The organism is Dyella sp. SG609 (assembly GCF_012275375.1).
GTDB lineage: Bacteria > Pseudomonadota > Gammaproteobacteria > Xanthomonadales > Rhodanobacteraceae > Dyella_D > Dyella_D marensis.
On record NZ_JAAZQJ010000001.1, the window covers coordinates 733312 to 747064 of the forward strand.

General features: G+C 68.0%; 14 protein-coding genes. 7 read left to right on the forward strand and 7 right to left on the reverse strand.

Features of this window, described 5'->3' with window-relative positions; translation table 11 throughout:
- Window positions 1–70: 70 nt before the first annotated feature.
- On the forward strand, window positions 71–913 hold the full coding sequence (locus tag FHW85_RS03195) for an outer membrane beta-barrel protein (protein WP_168647280.1): 843 nt from the start codon (window positions 71–73) through the stop codon (window positions 911–913).
- 124 nt (window positions 914–1037) lie between these two features.
- On the opposite strand, the gene FHW85_RS03200 is transcribed toward FHW85_RS03195, so the two are convergent.
- Window positions 1038–1943: a Ku protein gene (locus FHW85_RS03200; protein WP_167256975.1), complete on the reverse strand. Its 906-nt coding sequence runs from the start codon at window positions 1941–1943 to the stop codon at window positions 1038–1040.
- 173 nt (window positions 1944–2116) lie between these two features.
- Here FHW85_RS03200 and ligD point away from each other — a divergent pair, with 173 nt between their 5' ends.
- Window positions 2117–4699, forward strand: coding sequence for a DNA ligase D (gene ligD / locus FHW85_RS03205; protein ID WP_168647281.1), 2583 nt, complete (start codon window positions 2117–2119; stop codon window positions 4697–4699).
- A gap of 128 nt (window positions 4700–4827) precedes the next feature.
- Here the strand turns inward: ligD and FHW85_RS03210 are convergent, their stop codons facing one another.
- A complete protein-coding gene (locus FHW85_RS03210) occupies window positions 4828–5280 on the reverse strand; it encodes a PA2169 family four-helix-bundle protein (protein ID WP_167256977.1) in 453 nt (150 codons plus the stop codon).
- Window positions 5281–5389: 109 nt separating this feature from the next.
- On the opposite strand from FHW85_RS03210, the gene FHW85_RS03215 reads away from it, so the two are divergent.
- The gene (locus FHW85_RS03215) at window positions 5390–5542 is read left to right on the forward strand and encodes a DUF3309 family protein (protein ID WP_208399825.1); all 153 of its coding nucleotides are present in this window, start codon (window positions 5390–5392) and stop codon (window positions 5540–5542) included.
- 266 nt (window positions 5543–5808) lie between these two features.
- Here FHW85_RS03215 and FHW85_RS03220 read toward each other — a convergent pair whose 3' ends face one another.
- Complete coding sequence (locus FHW85_RS03220; protein WP_168647282.1) at window positions 5809–7143, reverse strand: sigma-54 dependent transcriptional regulator; 1335 nt, start codon at window positions 7141–7143, stop codon at window positions 5809–5811.
- Window positions 7144–7401: 258 nt separating this feature from the next.
- Between FHW85_RS03220 and FHW85_RS03225 the strand changes: the two genes are divergently transcribed.
- Window positions 7402–7785 carry a hypothetical protein gene (locus FHW85_RS03225; protein WP_168647283.1) on the forward strand — a complete coding sequence of 128 codons (384 nt, stop codon included), beginning with the start codon at window positions 7402–7404 and terminating at the stop codon, window positions 7783–7785.
- Window positions 7786–7788: 3 nt separating this feature from the next.
- Here FHW85_RS03225 and FHW85_RS03230 read toward each other — a convergent pair whose 3' ends face one another.
- On the reverse strand, window positions 7789–8103 hold the full coding sequence (locus tag FHW85_RS03230) for a BON domain-containing protein (RefSeq protein WP_168647284.1): 315 nt from the start codon (window positions 8101–8103) through the stop codon (window positions 7789–7791).
- A gap of 150 nt (window positions 8104–8253) precedes the next feature.
- Between FHW85_RS03230 and FHW85_RS03235 the strand changes: the two genes are divergently transcribed.
- Window positions 8254–8448, forward strand: a complete 195-nt coding sequence (locus tag FHW85_RS03235) for a hypothetical protein (RefSeq protein WP_167256982.1) — start codon at window positions 8254–8256, stop codon at window positions 8446–8448.
- Window positions 8449–8529: 81 nt separating this feature from the next.
- Here FHW85_RS03235 and FHW85_RS03240 read toward each other — a convergent pair whose 3' ends face one another.
- The 3 genes from FHW85_RS03240 to FHW85_RS03250 all read right to left on the reverse strand — a co-directional run bounded on the left by FHW85_RS03240 (window position 8530) and on the right by FHW85_RS03250 (window position 11650).
- Window positions 8530–10464, reverse strand: a complete 1935-nt coding sequence (locus tag FHW85_RS03240) for a PAS domain-containing hybrid sensor histidine kinase/response regulator (protein ID WP_168647285.1) — start codon at window positions 10462–10464, stop codon at window positions 8530–8532.
- Between the two features lie 134 nt (window positions 10465–10598).
- The gene (locus FHW85_RS03245; protein WP_167256984.1) at window positions 10599–10994 is read right to left on the reverse strand and encodes a response regulator; all 396 of its coding nucleotides are present in this window, start codon (window positions 10992–10994) and stop codon (window positions 10599–10601) included.
- A gap of 158 nt (window positions 10995–11152) precedes the next feature.
- Window positions 11153–11650, reverse strand: a complete 498-nt coding sequence (locus FHW85_RS03250; RefSeq protein ID WP_167256985.1) for a hypothetical protein — start codon at window positions 11648–11650, stop codon at window positions 11153–11155.
- Between the two features lie 138 nt (window positions 11651–11788).
- Between FHW85_RS03250 and FHW85_RS03255 the strand changes: the two genes are divergently transcribed.
- Both FHW85_RS03255 and FHW85_RS03260 read left to right on the forward strand, forming a co-directional pair.
- On the forward strand, window positions 11789–12919 hold the full coding sequence (locus FHW85_RS03255) for a DUF3182 family protein (protein ID WP_168647286.1): 1131 nt from the start codon (window positions 11789–11791) through the stop codon (window positions 12917–12919).
- Window positions 12906–13727: an alpha/beta fold hydrolase gene (locus tag FHW85_RS03260; protein ID WP_343203610.1), complete on the forward strand. Its 822-nt coding sequence runs from the start codon at window positions 12906–12908 to the stop codon at window positions 13725–13727. The genes FHW85_RS03255 and FHW85_RS03260 overlap by 14 nt, the downstream gene beginning before the upstream one ends.
- The last annotated feature ends 26 nt before the right edge of the window (window positions 13728–13753 follow it).

Consider the following 13753-nt stretch of genomic DNA (forward strand, 5'->3'; position numbering starts at 1 on the left):
GGTCGGCCAACATGATGTCGACTTCGTTCTGACTAGATTTCCAGCGCACCTCGACATCAGGAGTCCACGCATGAACGAACGGAACCGGCGCTCGAACGTCCGCGTCGCAGCCAAGCTCTCGGCCGCCGTGCTGCTCGCCTGCGGCAGCGGCGCCGTCGCCGCGCAGCAATCGCCCGCGCTGGATAACGTCAGCGTGTGGCTGGGCGGCTTCTATGCCAACACGGATACGAGAATCAGCGCGAATGACCGCAATAACCTGGTCCGCGGCCATATCAATCTGGAAGACGACCTCGGTTTTCCCGATCACAAGCTCAGCCCGCGGGCACGCGTCGACGTGCTGCTCGGCGAACACCAGGGCTTCTCGTTCGATTACTACACGATCAATCGCGAGGAAACGCGCTATATCGCCCGCGCCATCGATTATCGCGGCGTGACGTATGGCGCTTCGGCCAAGGTCAGCGGCAAATTGAATTTCGATTTCGGCAGCGCCGCATATCACTGGTGGTTCGGCAGCGGCAATGGCGTATTCGGCCTCGGTGTCGGCGCCGCGTACTACGGCGTCAGTACGCGGCTGAGCGGCGAGGCAACCGTGCTTGGGCAGACGGCGCAGGCCACCGCCAAGAGCGACGACAACGCCTGGGCGCCGATGCTGCAGCTGGGCTGGCGCTATGCGATCAACGACCAGTTCCGCGTGTATGTGGATGCCTCGGGCGTGAAGAAGAACGGCGGCAAGCTGGGCGGCCATATCTACAACGGGGCGGTCGGGCTGGAATGGTTTCCCTGGAAGAACGTCGGCGTGGGCGCGGAGTACGGCTACACCAAGATCAAGATCAAGCAGCGCCACAATGCGTATGACGACCAGCTGGATATGAAGGTCAATGGGCCTTCGCTGTTCGTGCGGCTGCGTTTCTGAAACGCTACCCTCGTGTGTAGGTTGGGGTGAGCCAAAGGCGAACCCCAACAATGCGACCACGATGCAATGCGTTGGGGTTCGCCTTTGGCTCACCCCAACCTACGCCGTGCGGCGTGGCGTTCTTTCAGCGTCGCCGGTGGCCGGCCCGCTTTGCCGCCTTCTTCGCCGGGGCTTTCTGCTTCGACCTCGCCGCCGCCTTCTTGGCTGGCGCCTTCTTTGCCGCCGGCGTCCGCTTGTTATCCGACAAGCTCTTCTGCAGCAGCGACATGAAGTCCACCACATTGGTCGCCGTTTCCTCGGCCGGCTCTTCCTCCCGTTCCACCGGCGTGACCACGCCCTTGGACTTCATCCGCTTCTCGATGGTCTTCTTCAGCCGGTCGCGGTATTCGTCCTTGTAATCGTCGGCCTTCCACTTCGTACTCATCGCCTCGATCAGCTGCTCGGCCATGTCCATCTCGCGCGCAGAGATGCGGTAATGCGAGGGTGCCTGGTCCGGAATGCTGTACTCGCTGGCGTCGACGATCTCCTGCGGATAGCGCAGCAGCATCAGGTACAGCGCCTTGTCGCGCGGCACCACCTCGCACAGGTATTCGCGCGAGCGGATCACCACCCGCGCGATGCCCACCCGGCCGGTGCGCGCCAGGATCTCGCGCAGCAGTACATAGCCTTTCTCGGCTTTTTTCGCCGGCACCAGCACGTAGGGCTTCTCGACATACTCCGGCCCCACGGCATCGGCCTCGACGAACGCCTCGATTTCCACCATCTCCTTGCTTTCCGAGCGGGCGGCCTGCACGTCCTCCGGCTCCAGCACCACATAGCTGCCTTTCTTGTATTCGAAGGCGCGCACGATGTCTTTCCACGGCACTTCCTCGCCGGTCTCGGTATTGACGCGCTCATAGCGGATCGGCGCGTTGTTGCGTCCGTCCAGCATGCGGAAATGCAGGTCTACGTTGCGCTCCGCGGGCATCAGCGACATCGGGATATTCAACAGGCCGAACGAAAGCGAGCCGTTCCAGATCGGACGAGGCATGGCGGGGCCACCCGGATAGCGGAAGGGGGATCGCAGCAAAGCGTGGCACGGGTAAAGCGGGCGTGACCGCTGCGTGTCCGCTGTACCGATGTCGGCTATCAACCTTATGGTCACAGCCGCAGCACTAGGCTGGCCCCACTGCCGGCGCGGCGCCGGCGCCGGCCGGTCCCGCCATGAAACTTCAGGAATATCGACGCAAGCGCAACTTCCGGCACACCGCCGAGCCGCCGCCCACGGCGCGCGCCAAGGCCGGCGGCAGCATCTTCGTGGTGCAGAAGCACGCGGCGCGGCGGCTGCACTACGACTTCCGCCTGGAGATCGACGGTGTGCTGAAGAGCTGGGCGGTGCCGAAGGAACCCAGCTTCGATCCTTCGGTAAAGCGCCTGGCGGTGGAGGTGGAAGACCATCCGCTGGCCTACGCGGATTTCGAAGGCGATATTCCCGAAGGCAACTACGGTGCCGGCCACGTGGATTGCTACGACCGCGGCGTGTGGTCCGCCGAGGGCGATGTCGACCAGCAGTTGCGCAAGGGACATCTGCATTTCACCTTGCATGGGCAGCGGCTGAAAGGCAGCTGGCATCTGGTGCGCGGGCACCGCAAGGAGCGGCAACCGTCGTGGTTCCTGATCAAGGCGCACGACCGCTATGCGGTCGAGGACGGCGAGGCAGCCGGGCCGGCGGCGAGCAAGAGCGCGAAGAAAGGCATGGCGAAGAAGACAGCGGGCAAGAAAGCGGTACCCGCCGCGGCGAAGCATGCCAAGGCCAGCCGCCAGCGCACCGCCCGGCGCGCCTCGCTCGCCACGCTGGCCAAGCAGGCCGCCGCGCTGCCGGGTGCGCGCAAGGCCGCCATCCAGGCCGAATACTTCGCGCCGGAACTGTGCCGCCTGGTCGAACAACCGCCCCGCGGCGACCAGTGGCTGCACGAAGTGAAATGGGACGGCTACCGCCTGCTCGCCGCCATCGCCGACGGCGAAGTCACCTTGTGGTCGCGCAACCGCATCGCCTGGACCGGCCGCGTGCCGGCCATCGTGCATGCGCTGGAGCTGCTGGGCCTGGACAGCGCGCGCCTGGACGGCGAGCTGATCGCCATCCGCCATGGGCACAGCGACTTCGGCACGCTGCAGCAGGTGCTGTCCGGCGAATCGCGCGCGCCGCTGATGTATGCGATCTTCGACCTGATCCATCTGCAGGGCCACGACCTCAGCCGCGCGCCGCTGCACGAGCGCAAGCAGCTGCTGCAGCGCCTGCTGGCCGCCGCGCCCGATACGCAGCACCAGCTGCTGTTCAGCGCCCACCACACCGGTGGCGGCGAGGGCATGTTGCAGCTGGCCGAAAAATGGAAGGTCGAAGGCATCGTCTCCAAGCTGGCCGACTCGCCCTACCGCGGCGGCCGCGGCGACGACTGGCGCAAGTCCAAGCTGATGCAAAGCGACGAGTTCGCGGTAGTCGGCTACACCCCGGGCAAGGGGACGCGCGAGGGTTTCGGTTCGCTGCTGCTGGGCCGGCCCAATGCCAAGGGCGGCTGGGATTTCGCCGGCCGCGTGGGCACGGGTTTTGGCGCGGAGCAGCTGCGGCAGATAGCCGCGCAACTGCGTCGGCACATACGCAAATCGCCGCCGGTGGAACAGGACACCATCGATCCCCTGCTGCGCCAGGCCACGTGGGTGGCGCCCGCCGTGGTGGTGGAGGTGTATTTTCGCGGCTACGGCAACCACGGCCTGCTGCGCCAGCCCAGCCTCAAGACGGTGCGCCTGGACAAGGACATCGGCGACCTGGGCCAGGGCGAGGGCGAGCGCGAGCGCGAACGCGAACGCGCATCCGCCGCATCGGCCAGGCCATCGAAACGCAGGCGCGGCGCCTCGTCCGCGCAGGAGCCAGCCATGGTGACCATTACCCATCCCGAGCGCGTGATCTATGCCGACCTGGGCATCACCAAGCAGGACGTCGCCGATTACTACCAGTCCGTGATGCCGGTGTTTCTGCCGGGCGTGGCCGGCCGGCCGGTCTCGGTGCTGCGCTGCCCCGAAGGCACCGCGGGCGACTGCTTCTTCCAGAAGCACATGATGAAAGGCCTGCACCACGTGCGCGGCGCGAAGCTGAAAGAACAGCGCGGCGACAGCGCGATCTATCTATGCCCCGACGACGCGGAGGCGGTGATGGAGCTGGTGCAGTTCGGCGTCCTCGAATTCCATCCCTGGGGTGCGCTGGCCAGCGATCCGGAGCACGCCGACGTGATGGTGTTCGACCTCGACCCCGCGCCCGACGTGAAGTGGCCGCGCGTGGTGGCGGCCGCGCGCCTGGTGCGCAAGCTGCTGGGGCAGGTGGGCCTGGCGTCCTTCCTGCGCACCACCGGCGGCAAGGGCCTGCACGTGGTGGTGCCGTTGCGCCCGGCCTGCGCGTGGGCGCAGGTCAAGGGCTTCGCGCATGCGTTTGCCGATGCCCTGGCGCGCGCCTGGCCGGACGAATTCATCGCCCAGGCCAGCAAGAGCCGCCGCGAAGGGCTGATCTTCGTCGACTACCTGCGCAATGCCCGCGGCTCGACCAGCATCGCCTCGTACTCGCTGCGCGCGCGCAAGGGCGCGCCGGTGGCGATGCCGCTGCGCTGGGACGAGCTGGGGAAATTGAAAGGCGGCGATGCGTTCGATATCCGCACGGCCGTGCAGCGGCTGAAGCGGCAGCGCAAGGATCCGTGGGAGGGCTTCGGCGAGATCGAGCAGGGCATCGAGGATATCGATGCAAGCCTGCTGTCGATGTAACCGATCTCGCGGTCCGCCGTAGGTTGGGGTGAGCGCAGCGAACCCCAACGCGGTGTTCCCGGTGCCGGGCACGTTGGGGTTCGCCTTTGGCTCACCCCAACCCACGCCATGCGTAGCGGGTGCCGTGCTTACGAATGCAGCATGTGCTTCATCCGGCTCATCTGATCGTGTCCGCTGCGCACCGAGATATTCGCGTCGGCGATGATGGCCTTCGTATCCTGCGTCACCTCGCCATCCTCCAGCGCGTGCTCGAACTTGTGCTTGATGTGGTCCTCGCCGCGTTCGACCTCGTCGATCACTGCCGCGTCGCTCTTGCTCAGGCTGTTGCGCAGATTGGTGAATACCCGATGCGCCGAGGCCAGTACGGTGCCGCTGTCCTCCGGCTTGCCGCCGAGGAAGGCCACGCGCTGCTGCAGCTTGCCCACCACCTGTTCGCGCTCGGCCGCGCGGTCGCGGAACAGGCTGGCCAACTGCGAGCTCTTGGCGTCCTTGGACGCTTCGGCGTAGCCGTCGGCGCTGTCGAGCGTGGTGGCGATGAGGTCGTTGAGAACCTTGACGTCGTGCTGGTTGGTGGCAGTCATGGATAGTCTCCGCTAAGGGGGGGATGAATGTCCGGTGGCGGACGGCGCCGCATGGCACGGTTGCTGCTGCGTTCAAGCTGCCACCGAAGACAGGAGAAACGTCATGTCGTTGTCGATGATCCTCTTGATCGTGCTCGTTCTGTTGCTGATCGGTGCCGTGCCGGCCTGGCCCTACAGCCGTGCCTGGGGTTACGGGCCCAGCGGCGGACTCGGCGTACTGCTGATCATCGTGATCGTGCTGCTCCTGATGGGCGTGCTGTGAACCCTCACGCCTCGCCGATGCGGCGGCAGTGCCGCCGCATCGGGTATCGCAACATCCATGCCAGCGTTCGCCAGCGCGTCGTTGGCGCCAGGGCGGCGCGCGGCCGCGCGGATGGCTGCGCGCTGCTGGTAGTAAGTGCAAGCGAAGGAAGAAATTACACGCCGGCTCTCGCGCCGGCCGGGCCGGCGGACACGGCGTGGCGACGCGCTGTCGACCATGCGTTCACCGGCGGGAACAGGGAGGCTCGTCATGGCCTGGTGCCGCACCTAGGGCTTGTGTGCCAGCTCGTCGTCGGTCGACGCGTAGCGGGCGAGCTTGTTGTAGATGGTCTTGAGGCTGATGCCCAGCACGTCGGCGGTGCGCGCCTTGTCGTAGTTGAAGTACTCCAGCGTGCCGAGCAGCGCGCGCTTTTCCATTTCCTCCAGCGACATGCCCACGTGCATGTCGAAGCGGGTGCGGTCGCGCAGCGGCGCGTCCATCGCCTGCAGCGACGCGGGTATGTCGATCGAATCTTCCGCCAGCACGAAGGCGCGCTGGATCACGTGGCGGAGTTCGCGCACATTGCCGGGCCAATGGTGCGCCAGCAGCCGCGTCATGGCGTCGGCGGAAAACTGCTTGTTGGTGCCATAGCGCTCGTTGAGCCGCTCCAGCAGGTGCGCCGCGACATAGGGAATGTCGTCCGGATGCTCGCGCAGCGCCGGCATGCGGATGGGAAAGTCCATCAGCCGGTAGTACAGGTCCTGGCGCAGCAGGCCCTGGTCGACCGCCTCCGCCGGCACGCGGTTGCAGGCCGCCACCACGCGCACGTCCACCGGCTGGCTCTTGTTCGAGCCGACGCGGGTGACGCGCCGTTCCTCCAGCACGCGCAGCAGATGCGTCTGCAGCGCCAGGGGCATCTCGGTGAATTCGTCCAGGAACAAGGTGCCGCCCTCGGCCTGTTCGAAATAGCCGGCATGGTCGCGCACCGCTCCGGTAAAGCTGCCGCGCTCGTGGCCGAACATCTCGCTGGGCAGCAGCTCCGGCGCCACCGCGCCGCAGTTCACCGCCACGAAGCGGCCCTTGCGCCCGCTCAATTCATGTACGGCGCGCGCGGCCAGTTCCTTGCCGGTGCCGCTCTCGCCGTGGATCAGTACGGTTATGTCCATCGGTGCCACACGCTCGATCTTCTCGAACACCGCGCGCATCGCGCGGCTATGCCCGATCAGCGCGCCGCAGTGCGTCTGCTGGCCTTCGCCGGCCTGGCGCAGGGCGGCGCTGGCACGCGCGCGATCCAGCAGTTCCTCGAGCTTGTCGCCGCGGATCGGCTTGACCAGGTAGTCCGCCGCGGGCAGCCGCACCGTGCGGATCGCCGTGTCCACCGTGGGGAAGCCGGTAAGCACGATGGCCTGGCCATGGCGCGACAGTGCGATGCGTTCGAGCAGATCCAGGCCATTGCCGTCGGGCAGAGAGACATCGATCAAAGCCAGGTCGTAGGTATGCGCCGTGGCCGCATCGCTCGCCGCGGCGAAACTGGCGGCGGAGATCACCTTGCAACCCTTGAGTTTCGCGTGGGCCGTCGTCGCCTGCAGGCATCCGGGATCGTCGTCGACCAGCAAGATCATGGGTGCAATGGATGTCATGGAGTTCTCAAGCGGGCGTGAGCCGGCGAGGCGCGCCGCCGTGCGGCCGGGCGTTGCCGGAATGCCGCGGAAACCGGGGCGTTCCGCGGAAGAGGTGTGTCGTGCGCTATCGATGGTGCATGGGCTCGGGTGCACACCTCGTCTAAATCGCGTGGACAGGCCGACACAGCATCCGTGATCCGATGGCACACCGTTTGCTGCGCAGGAAGCGGTGCGTTTGCCGCGCGCGCAGGAGAGGCGATGTCCGAATTACCCGTAGTGATGCTGGTGCCCGATGCGCGCGGCGAGGTGGAACGCGCGGCGCAACGCCTGCGCGAGGCTGGCTTGCGCAACCCCATGGTGCACCTGCGCAGCCTCGACGATCTCGCGCCATGGCGCAGGCAGCATCCGTGGGAGATCGCCTTCCTGATCGTCCCCGCGGAGTCCTGCAGCGAATACCTGGCCGGCGATGCGGCGCGTCCGTTGCCGGCCTATCCGGTCTTCGCGCTGCACAGCATCGGCGGCCGGCTGATGGCTTCGGTGTGGTCGTCGCCGGGTGCGGACGCCGCGTCGCCGGTGCCGTTCGACGCGCGCGGCGTGGTGCGCTCCCTGCACAAGCTGGGCCTGCGCTGGCTGGTGATCTGAGCGTCAGAACGGCGGCGTGTCCTCGCTCTCCACCTTCAGCCGGTTCTCCACTTCGTGCACGCCGCGTGCGCTTTCGGCGATCGCTTCCGCATCGCGCCGTGTCTGGCGCGAGGGCACCATGCCGGCCAGCAGCACGCGGCCATCGCGCACGCTGACGTCGATCTCGCTGGCGTCCACGTCGGCATCGCCGGCGAGGCGTTCGCAGATGGTGTGGAGGATGTCTTCGTCGTCCGGCTGCGCGCGGCGCGGCCCTTGTTCGCCCGCATGGCCGGCCGGATCGCCGGGTTCGTCGCGCGGACCGCGTTGCGATGGTTTCATGGCGTTCTCCCGATGGCCTGTGCCGCATCGGCACGCATACGCCATGCCAATGCCGGCGCGCCCGCCGCGTTCACGTGGCGGCGCGCCCGATTGCATGCCTGTTTCACGCGTGCCGCTTCATCCTGCGGCCGCCTGCGGAGGAACCTCGCCATGAACGATCGTGACCGCAAAGACACGCGCCACCCGATGGACTCGCCCGAGACAGCGCCGGAAACCGAAGCCGAACGCGCGGCGCGCAAGCGCAAGGAAAGCGAGAACCAGGACCACTCCCTGGAGGAGACCTTCCCGGCCAGCGATCCGGTGTCGCCGTTCGTGCCGGCGAAGGCGCCGAAGGACGACGACTAGCTGGCCTGCGCCGGCGTTGCATCCCTTAAGTCATGCCGGCCTGCGCCGGCATGACGGAAGATGCCGGCCAAGCGCCTGGCTTCAATCGACCCCGGCCAGCGTGTAGATCTTGCTGAGCAAGGCGCCCATATCGAACGGCTTGGTCAGCATGTCCATGCCTTCCCGCAGCGGCGGCCCCTGCTGCAGCACCCACGAATCCGCATAGCCGGTAGTGAACAGCACGCGCAGGCCCTGCCGGTGCGGCGGTGCCTTGTCGATCATCATGCGGCCGTTGATGCCGGGCAGGCCGATGTCGGCGATGGCCAGGTCCAGCGGCTGCGGCGAACGCAGGATCTCCAGTCCGCGGTAGCCGTTGTCCGCCTCGATCACCGCGAAGCCCATCTCGCGCAGGCGCAGCGCCACCGGTTCGCGCACGGCCGGTTCGTCCTCCACCAGCAGGATGGTCGGCTGGCCTTCGAGCTTGCGCGGCCGCGGCGGCTCCGGCACGGCGACGCTCTCGGTGGCCTGGCCGGTGGGCAGGTAAAGCGTCACCGTGGTGCCGCGGCCCGGTTCGCTGCGTATGCGCACGCTGCCGCCGGACTGCACCGCGAAGCCGTACACCATCGACAGCCCAAGGCCGGTGCCATGGTCCTTGGGCTTGGTGGTGAAGAACGGATCCATCGCGCGCTTGAGCGTGGCCTCGTCCATGCCGCAGCCGTTGTCGCTGATTGCGATGGCCACGTAGCGGCCGCGGGCCAGATGCGGCACTTGCGGCGGGCTGCCGGCGTTGTCGAGCTGGCCGATGGTGATGGCGAGCAGGCCGCCGTCGCGCATGGCGTCGCGCGCATTGATCGCCAGGTTGAGCAGGGAGCTTTCGAAATGATGCGGGTCGCACAGCACCAGGCAGGGTTCGCGCGGGAAATCCAGGCGCAGCGTGATCGACTCGCCGATGGTCTGGCGCAGCAGCTGCTCCATGCCCAGGATCGATTCGCGCACGTCCACCGAGCGCGTCACCAGCGGCTGGCGCCGCGCGAACGCCAGCAGGCGGTGGGTAAGGGTGGCGGCGCGGTCGGCGGCGCTGTGCGCGTTGTCGATAAAGCGCACGGTGTCCGGCAGCACGCCCTGGCCCGCGCGCAGCCTGGCCACTTCCAGCGAGCCGATGATCCCCTGCAGCAGATTGTTGAAGTCGTGCGCGATGCCGCTGGTCAGCTGGCCCAGCGCCTCGATCTTCTGCGCCTGGAACAGCTGTGCGCGCGCCTCTTCCAGATGCCGCTCGCTGTCGCGGCGCTCGCTCACGTCGCGGATCACCAGGGCGAAGCCGAGCAGCCGGTTGGACTGGTCGTGCACCGCGTCGACGATCACGCAGGCCTCGAAGCGGCTGCCGTCGCTGCGCATCTGCAGGCATTCGGCGGCGGCCTTGCCTTCGGCGCGCGCTTCGTCCAGCAGCCGCCGCGGCAGGCCGGTTTCGACGTCCTCCGGCGCGAAGAACGTGGCGTAGTGGCGGCCGACCACGTCCTCGGCCTGGAAACCGTTCACCCGCCGCACGCCGCGGTTCCATTCGGTGACCAGGCCTTCCACGTTGAGCATGCAGATCGCGCAGTCCGACACGCTGTTGACGAACAGGCGGAAGCGCCGCTCGCTCTCGCGCAGTTTTTCCTCGGCCATGCGCCGGTCGGTCATGTCGCGCAGCATCTTGGCGTAGCCGATCAGTTCGCCGTGTTCGTCGCGGATCGCGTCCAGCGCCACATAGGCCCAGAAGCGGTGGCCGTTCTTGCGCACGCGCCAGGCTTCCTCCGCATGACGGCCAACGCGCGCGGCAATGGCCAGCGCATATTCCTCGCGGTGGGCGCGGCGTTCGGCGGCCGGGTAGAACATGGCGGCGGACTGGCCGATCACCTCGTCCGGCCGGTAGCCCAGGATGCGTTCAGCGCCCTTGTTCCAGCTGACGATGCGGCCGTGCGCGTCCAGCATGTAGATCGCGTAGTCGACGATCGAATGCACGAGCAGTTCGTAGGAAAGCGGGGTGGCGGTCGGCACGGGAAGCTCCGTGGACTGGCCAGGTTCGGAATGGCCCGCCGGTGCCAGTCCAAGCTCGCCGGAGGCCGGTTCGCCGCCGGCGCCGTGGCCCGTGGGCGGCCTTGTCGCATCGCGTTGCCGGCGGTCCGTCCCGGTCACGAGGCCTGCGCGTGCCAATGCGAAGCGTCACCGGCGGCGCGGCCGCAGGCCTCGTCGATCGCCGACAGCAGCTGGCGGCGCCCGTAGGGCTTGGGCAGGAAGGTGGCATGCGGATGCGACCAGCCGCTGAACGGGTCCATGTCGCCGGACACCACCACCATCGCCGCGCGCGAGCCTTGCGCGCGCAGCTTGTCCACCAGGGCGGTACCGCTCATGCCATTGCCCAGGTTCACGTCGGTGAACACGATGTCGATGTCGTCGCGCGACAGCGCCACGCGAAAGCCTTCTTCCGCGTTGCGCGCATGCAGTACCTGGTAGCCCGAGGAAATCAGCAGGACGCTGGTGACTTCCAGGATTTCGGGCTCGTCTTCGATAACCAGGATGGTGGACATGGCGGGTATCGCATGCAGCGGATGGGGCTTGGGGACTGTAGCGGCACGCGCAGTCATGGCGGCGTGATGGCAGCGTGCATGGCTTGCCGGGCCGCGCAGCGCCGCGCGGCCTGATCCATGCAAAGAACGCAGCCGGGCGGCAATATTTTCAGTGCGCGTCAGCTCAGCACCGCCGGCGTATCGAACGGCAATTGCCGTGCGCCGATCTCCGCCAGCCGCGGCGCCGCCCGCGCCAGCGCCTCGCCGCTGCCGTCGAGTACCAGCAGGATGCGGCCCTGCGCGATCTCGTCCTCGAACTTGCGCCGCACCGGATCGGGCACCGACGAGCCGGCCAGCGCGCTGGCCCAGGCGCCCATGCTGGCGCCGATCAGGGTCATCGCGCCGACGCCCGCGAGGGTGAGGCCGATCGGAGCGATGCTCACCGCCACCACGCCGGCCAGCAGGCCCGCCGCGCCGCCGCCGACCACGCCGCGCACGGCGGCGGGGTAGAAGTCGTTGTCGACCACCTTGCGCTGGTCGGGAATCGCTTCGAGCTCGATATCGTCGCGCGCGATCAGCGAGATATCGTCGAAGGCGATGCCGGACTCGCGCGCGATCTTCATGCCGCGCTTGACCATGTCCATGCCGTCGGTACTGAAGACGTGTCTGGTTTTCATATCGGCCTCGTCTGTCTGCGTGGGGAAAGCGGTGCCGCGCGTTCACGTGCCTTGCGCGCCGCGGCGGGAACACTGCGGGCATGGCGGACGGGCCGGATCCCGTTCCCTTGCTCACCAGCGCCGGAGGAACCCGTGTCCATGGCTGAGAGCTCCCCGCATTCCCGCGATGCAAGACGCGTGCTCGTCTACGCGCCGATGGGCCAGGCGCCCGGCGGACACGAGCTGGCCACCCACCTGTGGGTCGCCGAACGGTTGGCCGGCCTGCTCGGCATGAGCTACGGCGGCATCGGCCGCGACACCGAACGCCGGCCGCAGGGCGAGCGCTACGTGGTGCCCTACCGCACCTTGAATGCGCGCGAGGCGCGGCGTTTCGGCATCGCCGGTCCGGCCGACCTGTTCGGCGGCGTGGTGAACGAGGATTTCGTCGGCACCAAGCTGATCACGCATGGCCTGGTGCATCCCGGCAGCGTCGCGCCGCCGGGATGGTCGGAACGCTTCGCCGAGCGCATCGCCGACGTGGTGCTGCCGGGCTATTCGGTGTTCACCGCCAGCGACCTGCGCATCGCCGCCGCGCAGCTGCTGCGCGATGGCAGCGTGCGCATCAAGTCGCCATGGGACATGGGCGGCCTGGGCCAGCGCGTGGTGTCCACGGCCGCGGAGCTGGAGCCACTGATCGAAGCGGCCGGGCCGGGTCCGTGGCTGGACGGCGGCTACGTGGTGGAACGCAATCTGCAGGACGTGGCCACCATGAGCGTGGGGCAGGTGGTGCTTGAAGGCATCCGCGCCAGCTATGTCGGCCGCCAGCGGCTCACCCGCAACCACGACGGCCTGTGGGTCTATGGCGGCACCGACCTGCTGTGCGTGCCGGGCGGCCTCGAAGCGCTGCGCCAGCTGCCGCTCACCGGCGACCAGCGCCTGGCGGTGGAGCAGGCGCGCTGCTATCACGACGAGGCGCTGCAGTGTTTTCCGGCCATCTACGCCTCGCGCGCCAACTACGACGTGGCGCAGGGCCGCGATGCCGCCGGCCGCTGGTACTCGGGCGTGCTGGAGCAGTCCTGGCGCATCGGCGGCGCCAGCGCGGCCGAGGTGGAGGCGGTGGGCGCGCTGCAGGCTTATCCCTCGCGCCGCACGGTCTGGGCCGCCACCCGCGAGAGCTACGACCCACGCGAGCCGGTGCCGCCGGACGCCAAGATCGTCTACCACGGCGACGACGCGCAGGCCGGCTTCCTGATCAAGTACGTGAGGACCAAGCGCAGTGCCGGTACGTGACGACGTCATCCATATCAGCATGCGCGGCCGCGAACTGGCCGGCACGCTGATCTCGCCCGCGCCGCGCATGCCGGCGGTGCTGATGGTGCACGGCTGGGGCGGCAGCCAGCGCCAGTACCGCGCCAATGCGCACAAGGTGGCGGCGCTGGGCTGCGTCTGCCTGACCTTCGACCTCACCGGCCACGTCGCCACCGCCAGCCAGCGCGATACGGTGTCGCGCGAGGAAAACCTGCACGACATGCTGGCCGCGTACGACTTCCTCGCCGCGCATCCGCTGGTCGAGCACGATTGCATCGCGGTGGTGGGCAGCAGCTATGGCGGCTATCTCGCGGCGCTGCTCACCGAGCGCCGCCCGGTGCGCTGGCTGGGCCTGCGCGCGCCGGCCATCTACCGCGACGAGGACTGGGGTGTGCCCAAGCGCCTGCTCGCGCGCGTGCAGAAGCTGGCCGACTACCGGCGCGAACCGCTCGCCGCGGAGGACAACCGCGCCCTGCGTGCCTGCTCGCGTTTCACCGGCGACGTACTGATCGTGGAATCCGAGCACGACGAGATCGTGCCGTCGCCGGTGCTGGCCAGTTACCGCAAGGCCTGCGCACAAACGCATTCGCTCACCTACCGGGTGATCCGCGGCGCCGACCACAGCCTGGGCGACGAGGCCTCGCGCGAAGCCTACAGCTCGATCCTGGTGCACTGGCTGGAAGAAATGCTGCTGGGCGCGCGCGGACAGGTGCGCGCCGCTTCGCCGAACGTGCGCGGCGGCGACAAGCAGGAAACGCCGCTGCGCCGCGCGAAACAGGGCCACGGCTAAACGCTCACGCCATCACCAAGTCGATT

Bases quoted from the DNA above. Each gene is read 5' to 3' on its own strand.
- FHW85_RS03195 (WP_168647280.1), top strand. From the start codon at position 71: ATGAACGAACGGAACCGGCGCTCGAACGTCCGCGTCGCAGCCAAGCTC.
- FHW85_RS03255 (WP_168647286.1), top strand. From the start codon at position 11,789: ATGGCTGAGAGCTCCCCGCATTCCCGCGATGCAAGACGCGTGCTCGTC.
- FHW85_RS03245 (WP_167256984.1), bottom strand. From the start codon at position 10,994: ATGTCCACCATCCTGGTTATCGAAGACGAGCCCGAAATCCTGGAAGTC.
- ligD (WP_168647281.1), top strand. From the start codon at position 2,117: ATGAAACTTCAGGAATATCGACGCAAGCGCAACTTCCGGCACACCGCC.
- FHW85_RS03250 (WP_167256985.1), bottom strand. From the start codon at position 11,650: ATGAAAACCAGACACGTCTTCAGTACCGACGGCATGGACATGGTCAAG.
- FHW85_RS03220 (WP_168647282.1), bottom strand. From the start codon at position 7,143: ATGATCTTGCTGGTCGACGACGATCCCGGATGCCTGCAGGCGACGACG.
- FHW85_RS03200 (WP_167256975.1), bottom strand. From the start codon at position 1,943: ATGCCTCGTCCGATCTGGAACGGCTCGCTTTCGTTCGGCCTGTTGAAT.
- FHW85_RS03210 (WP_167256977.1), bottom strand. From the start codon at position 5,280: ATGACTGCCACCAACCAGCACGACGTCAAGGTTCTCAACGACCTCATC.
- FHW85_RS03230 (WP_168647284.1), bottom strand. From the start codon at position 8,103: ATGAAACCATCGCAACGCGGTCCGCGCGACGAACCCGGCGATCCGGCC.
- FHW85_RS03225 (WP_168647283.1), top strand. From the start codon at position 7,402: ATGTCCGAATTACCCGTAGTGATGCTGGTGCCCGATGCGCGCGGCGAG.
- FHW85_RS03235 (WP_167256982.1), top strand. From the start codon at position 8,254: ATGAACGATCGTGACCGCAAAGACACGCGCCACCCGATGGACTCGCCC.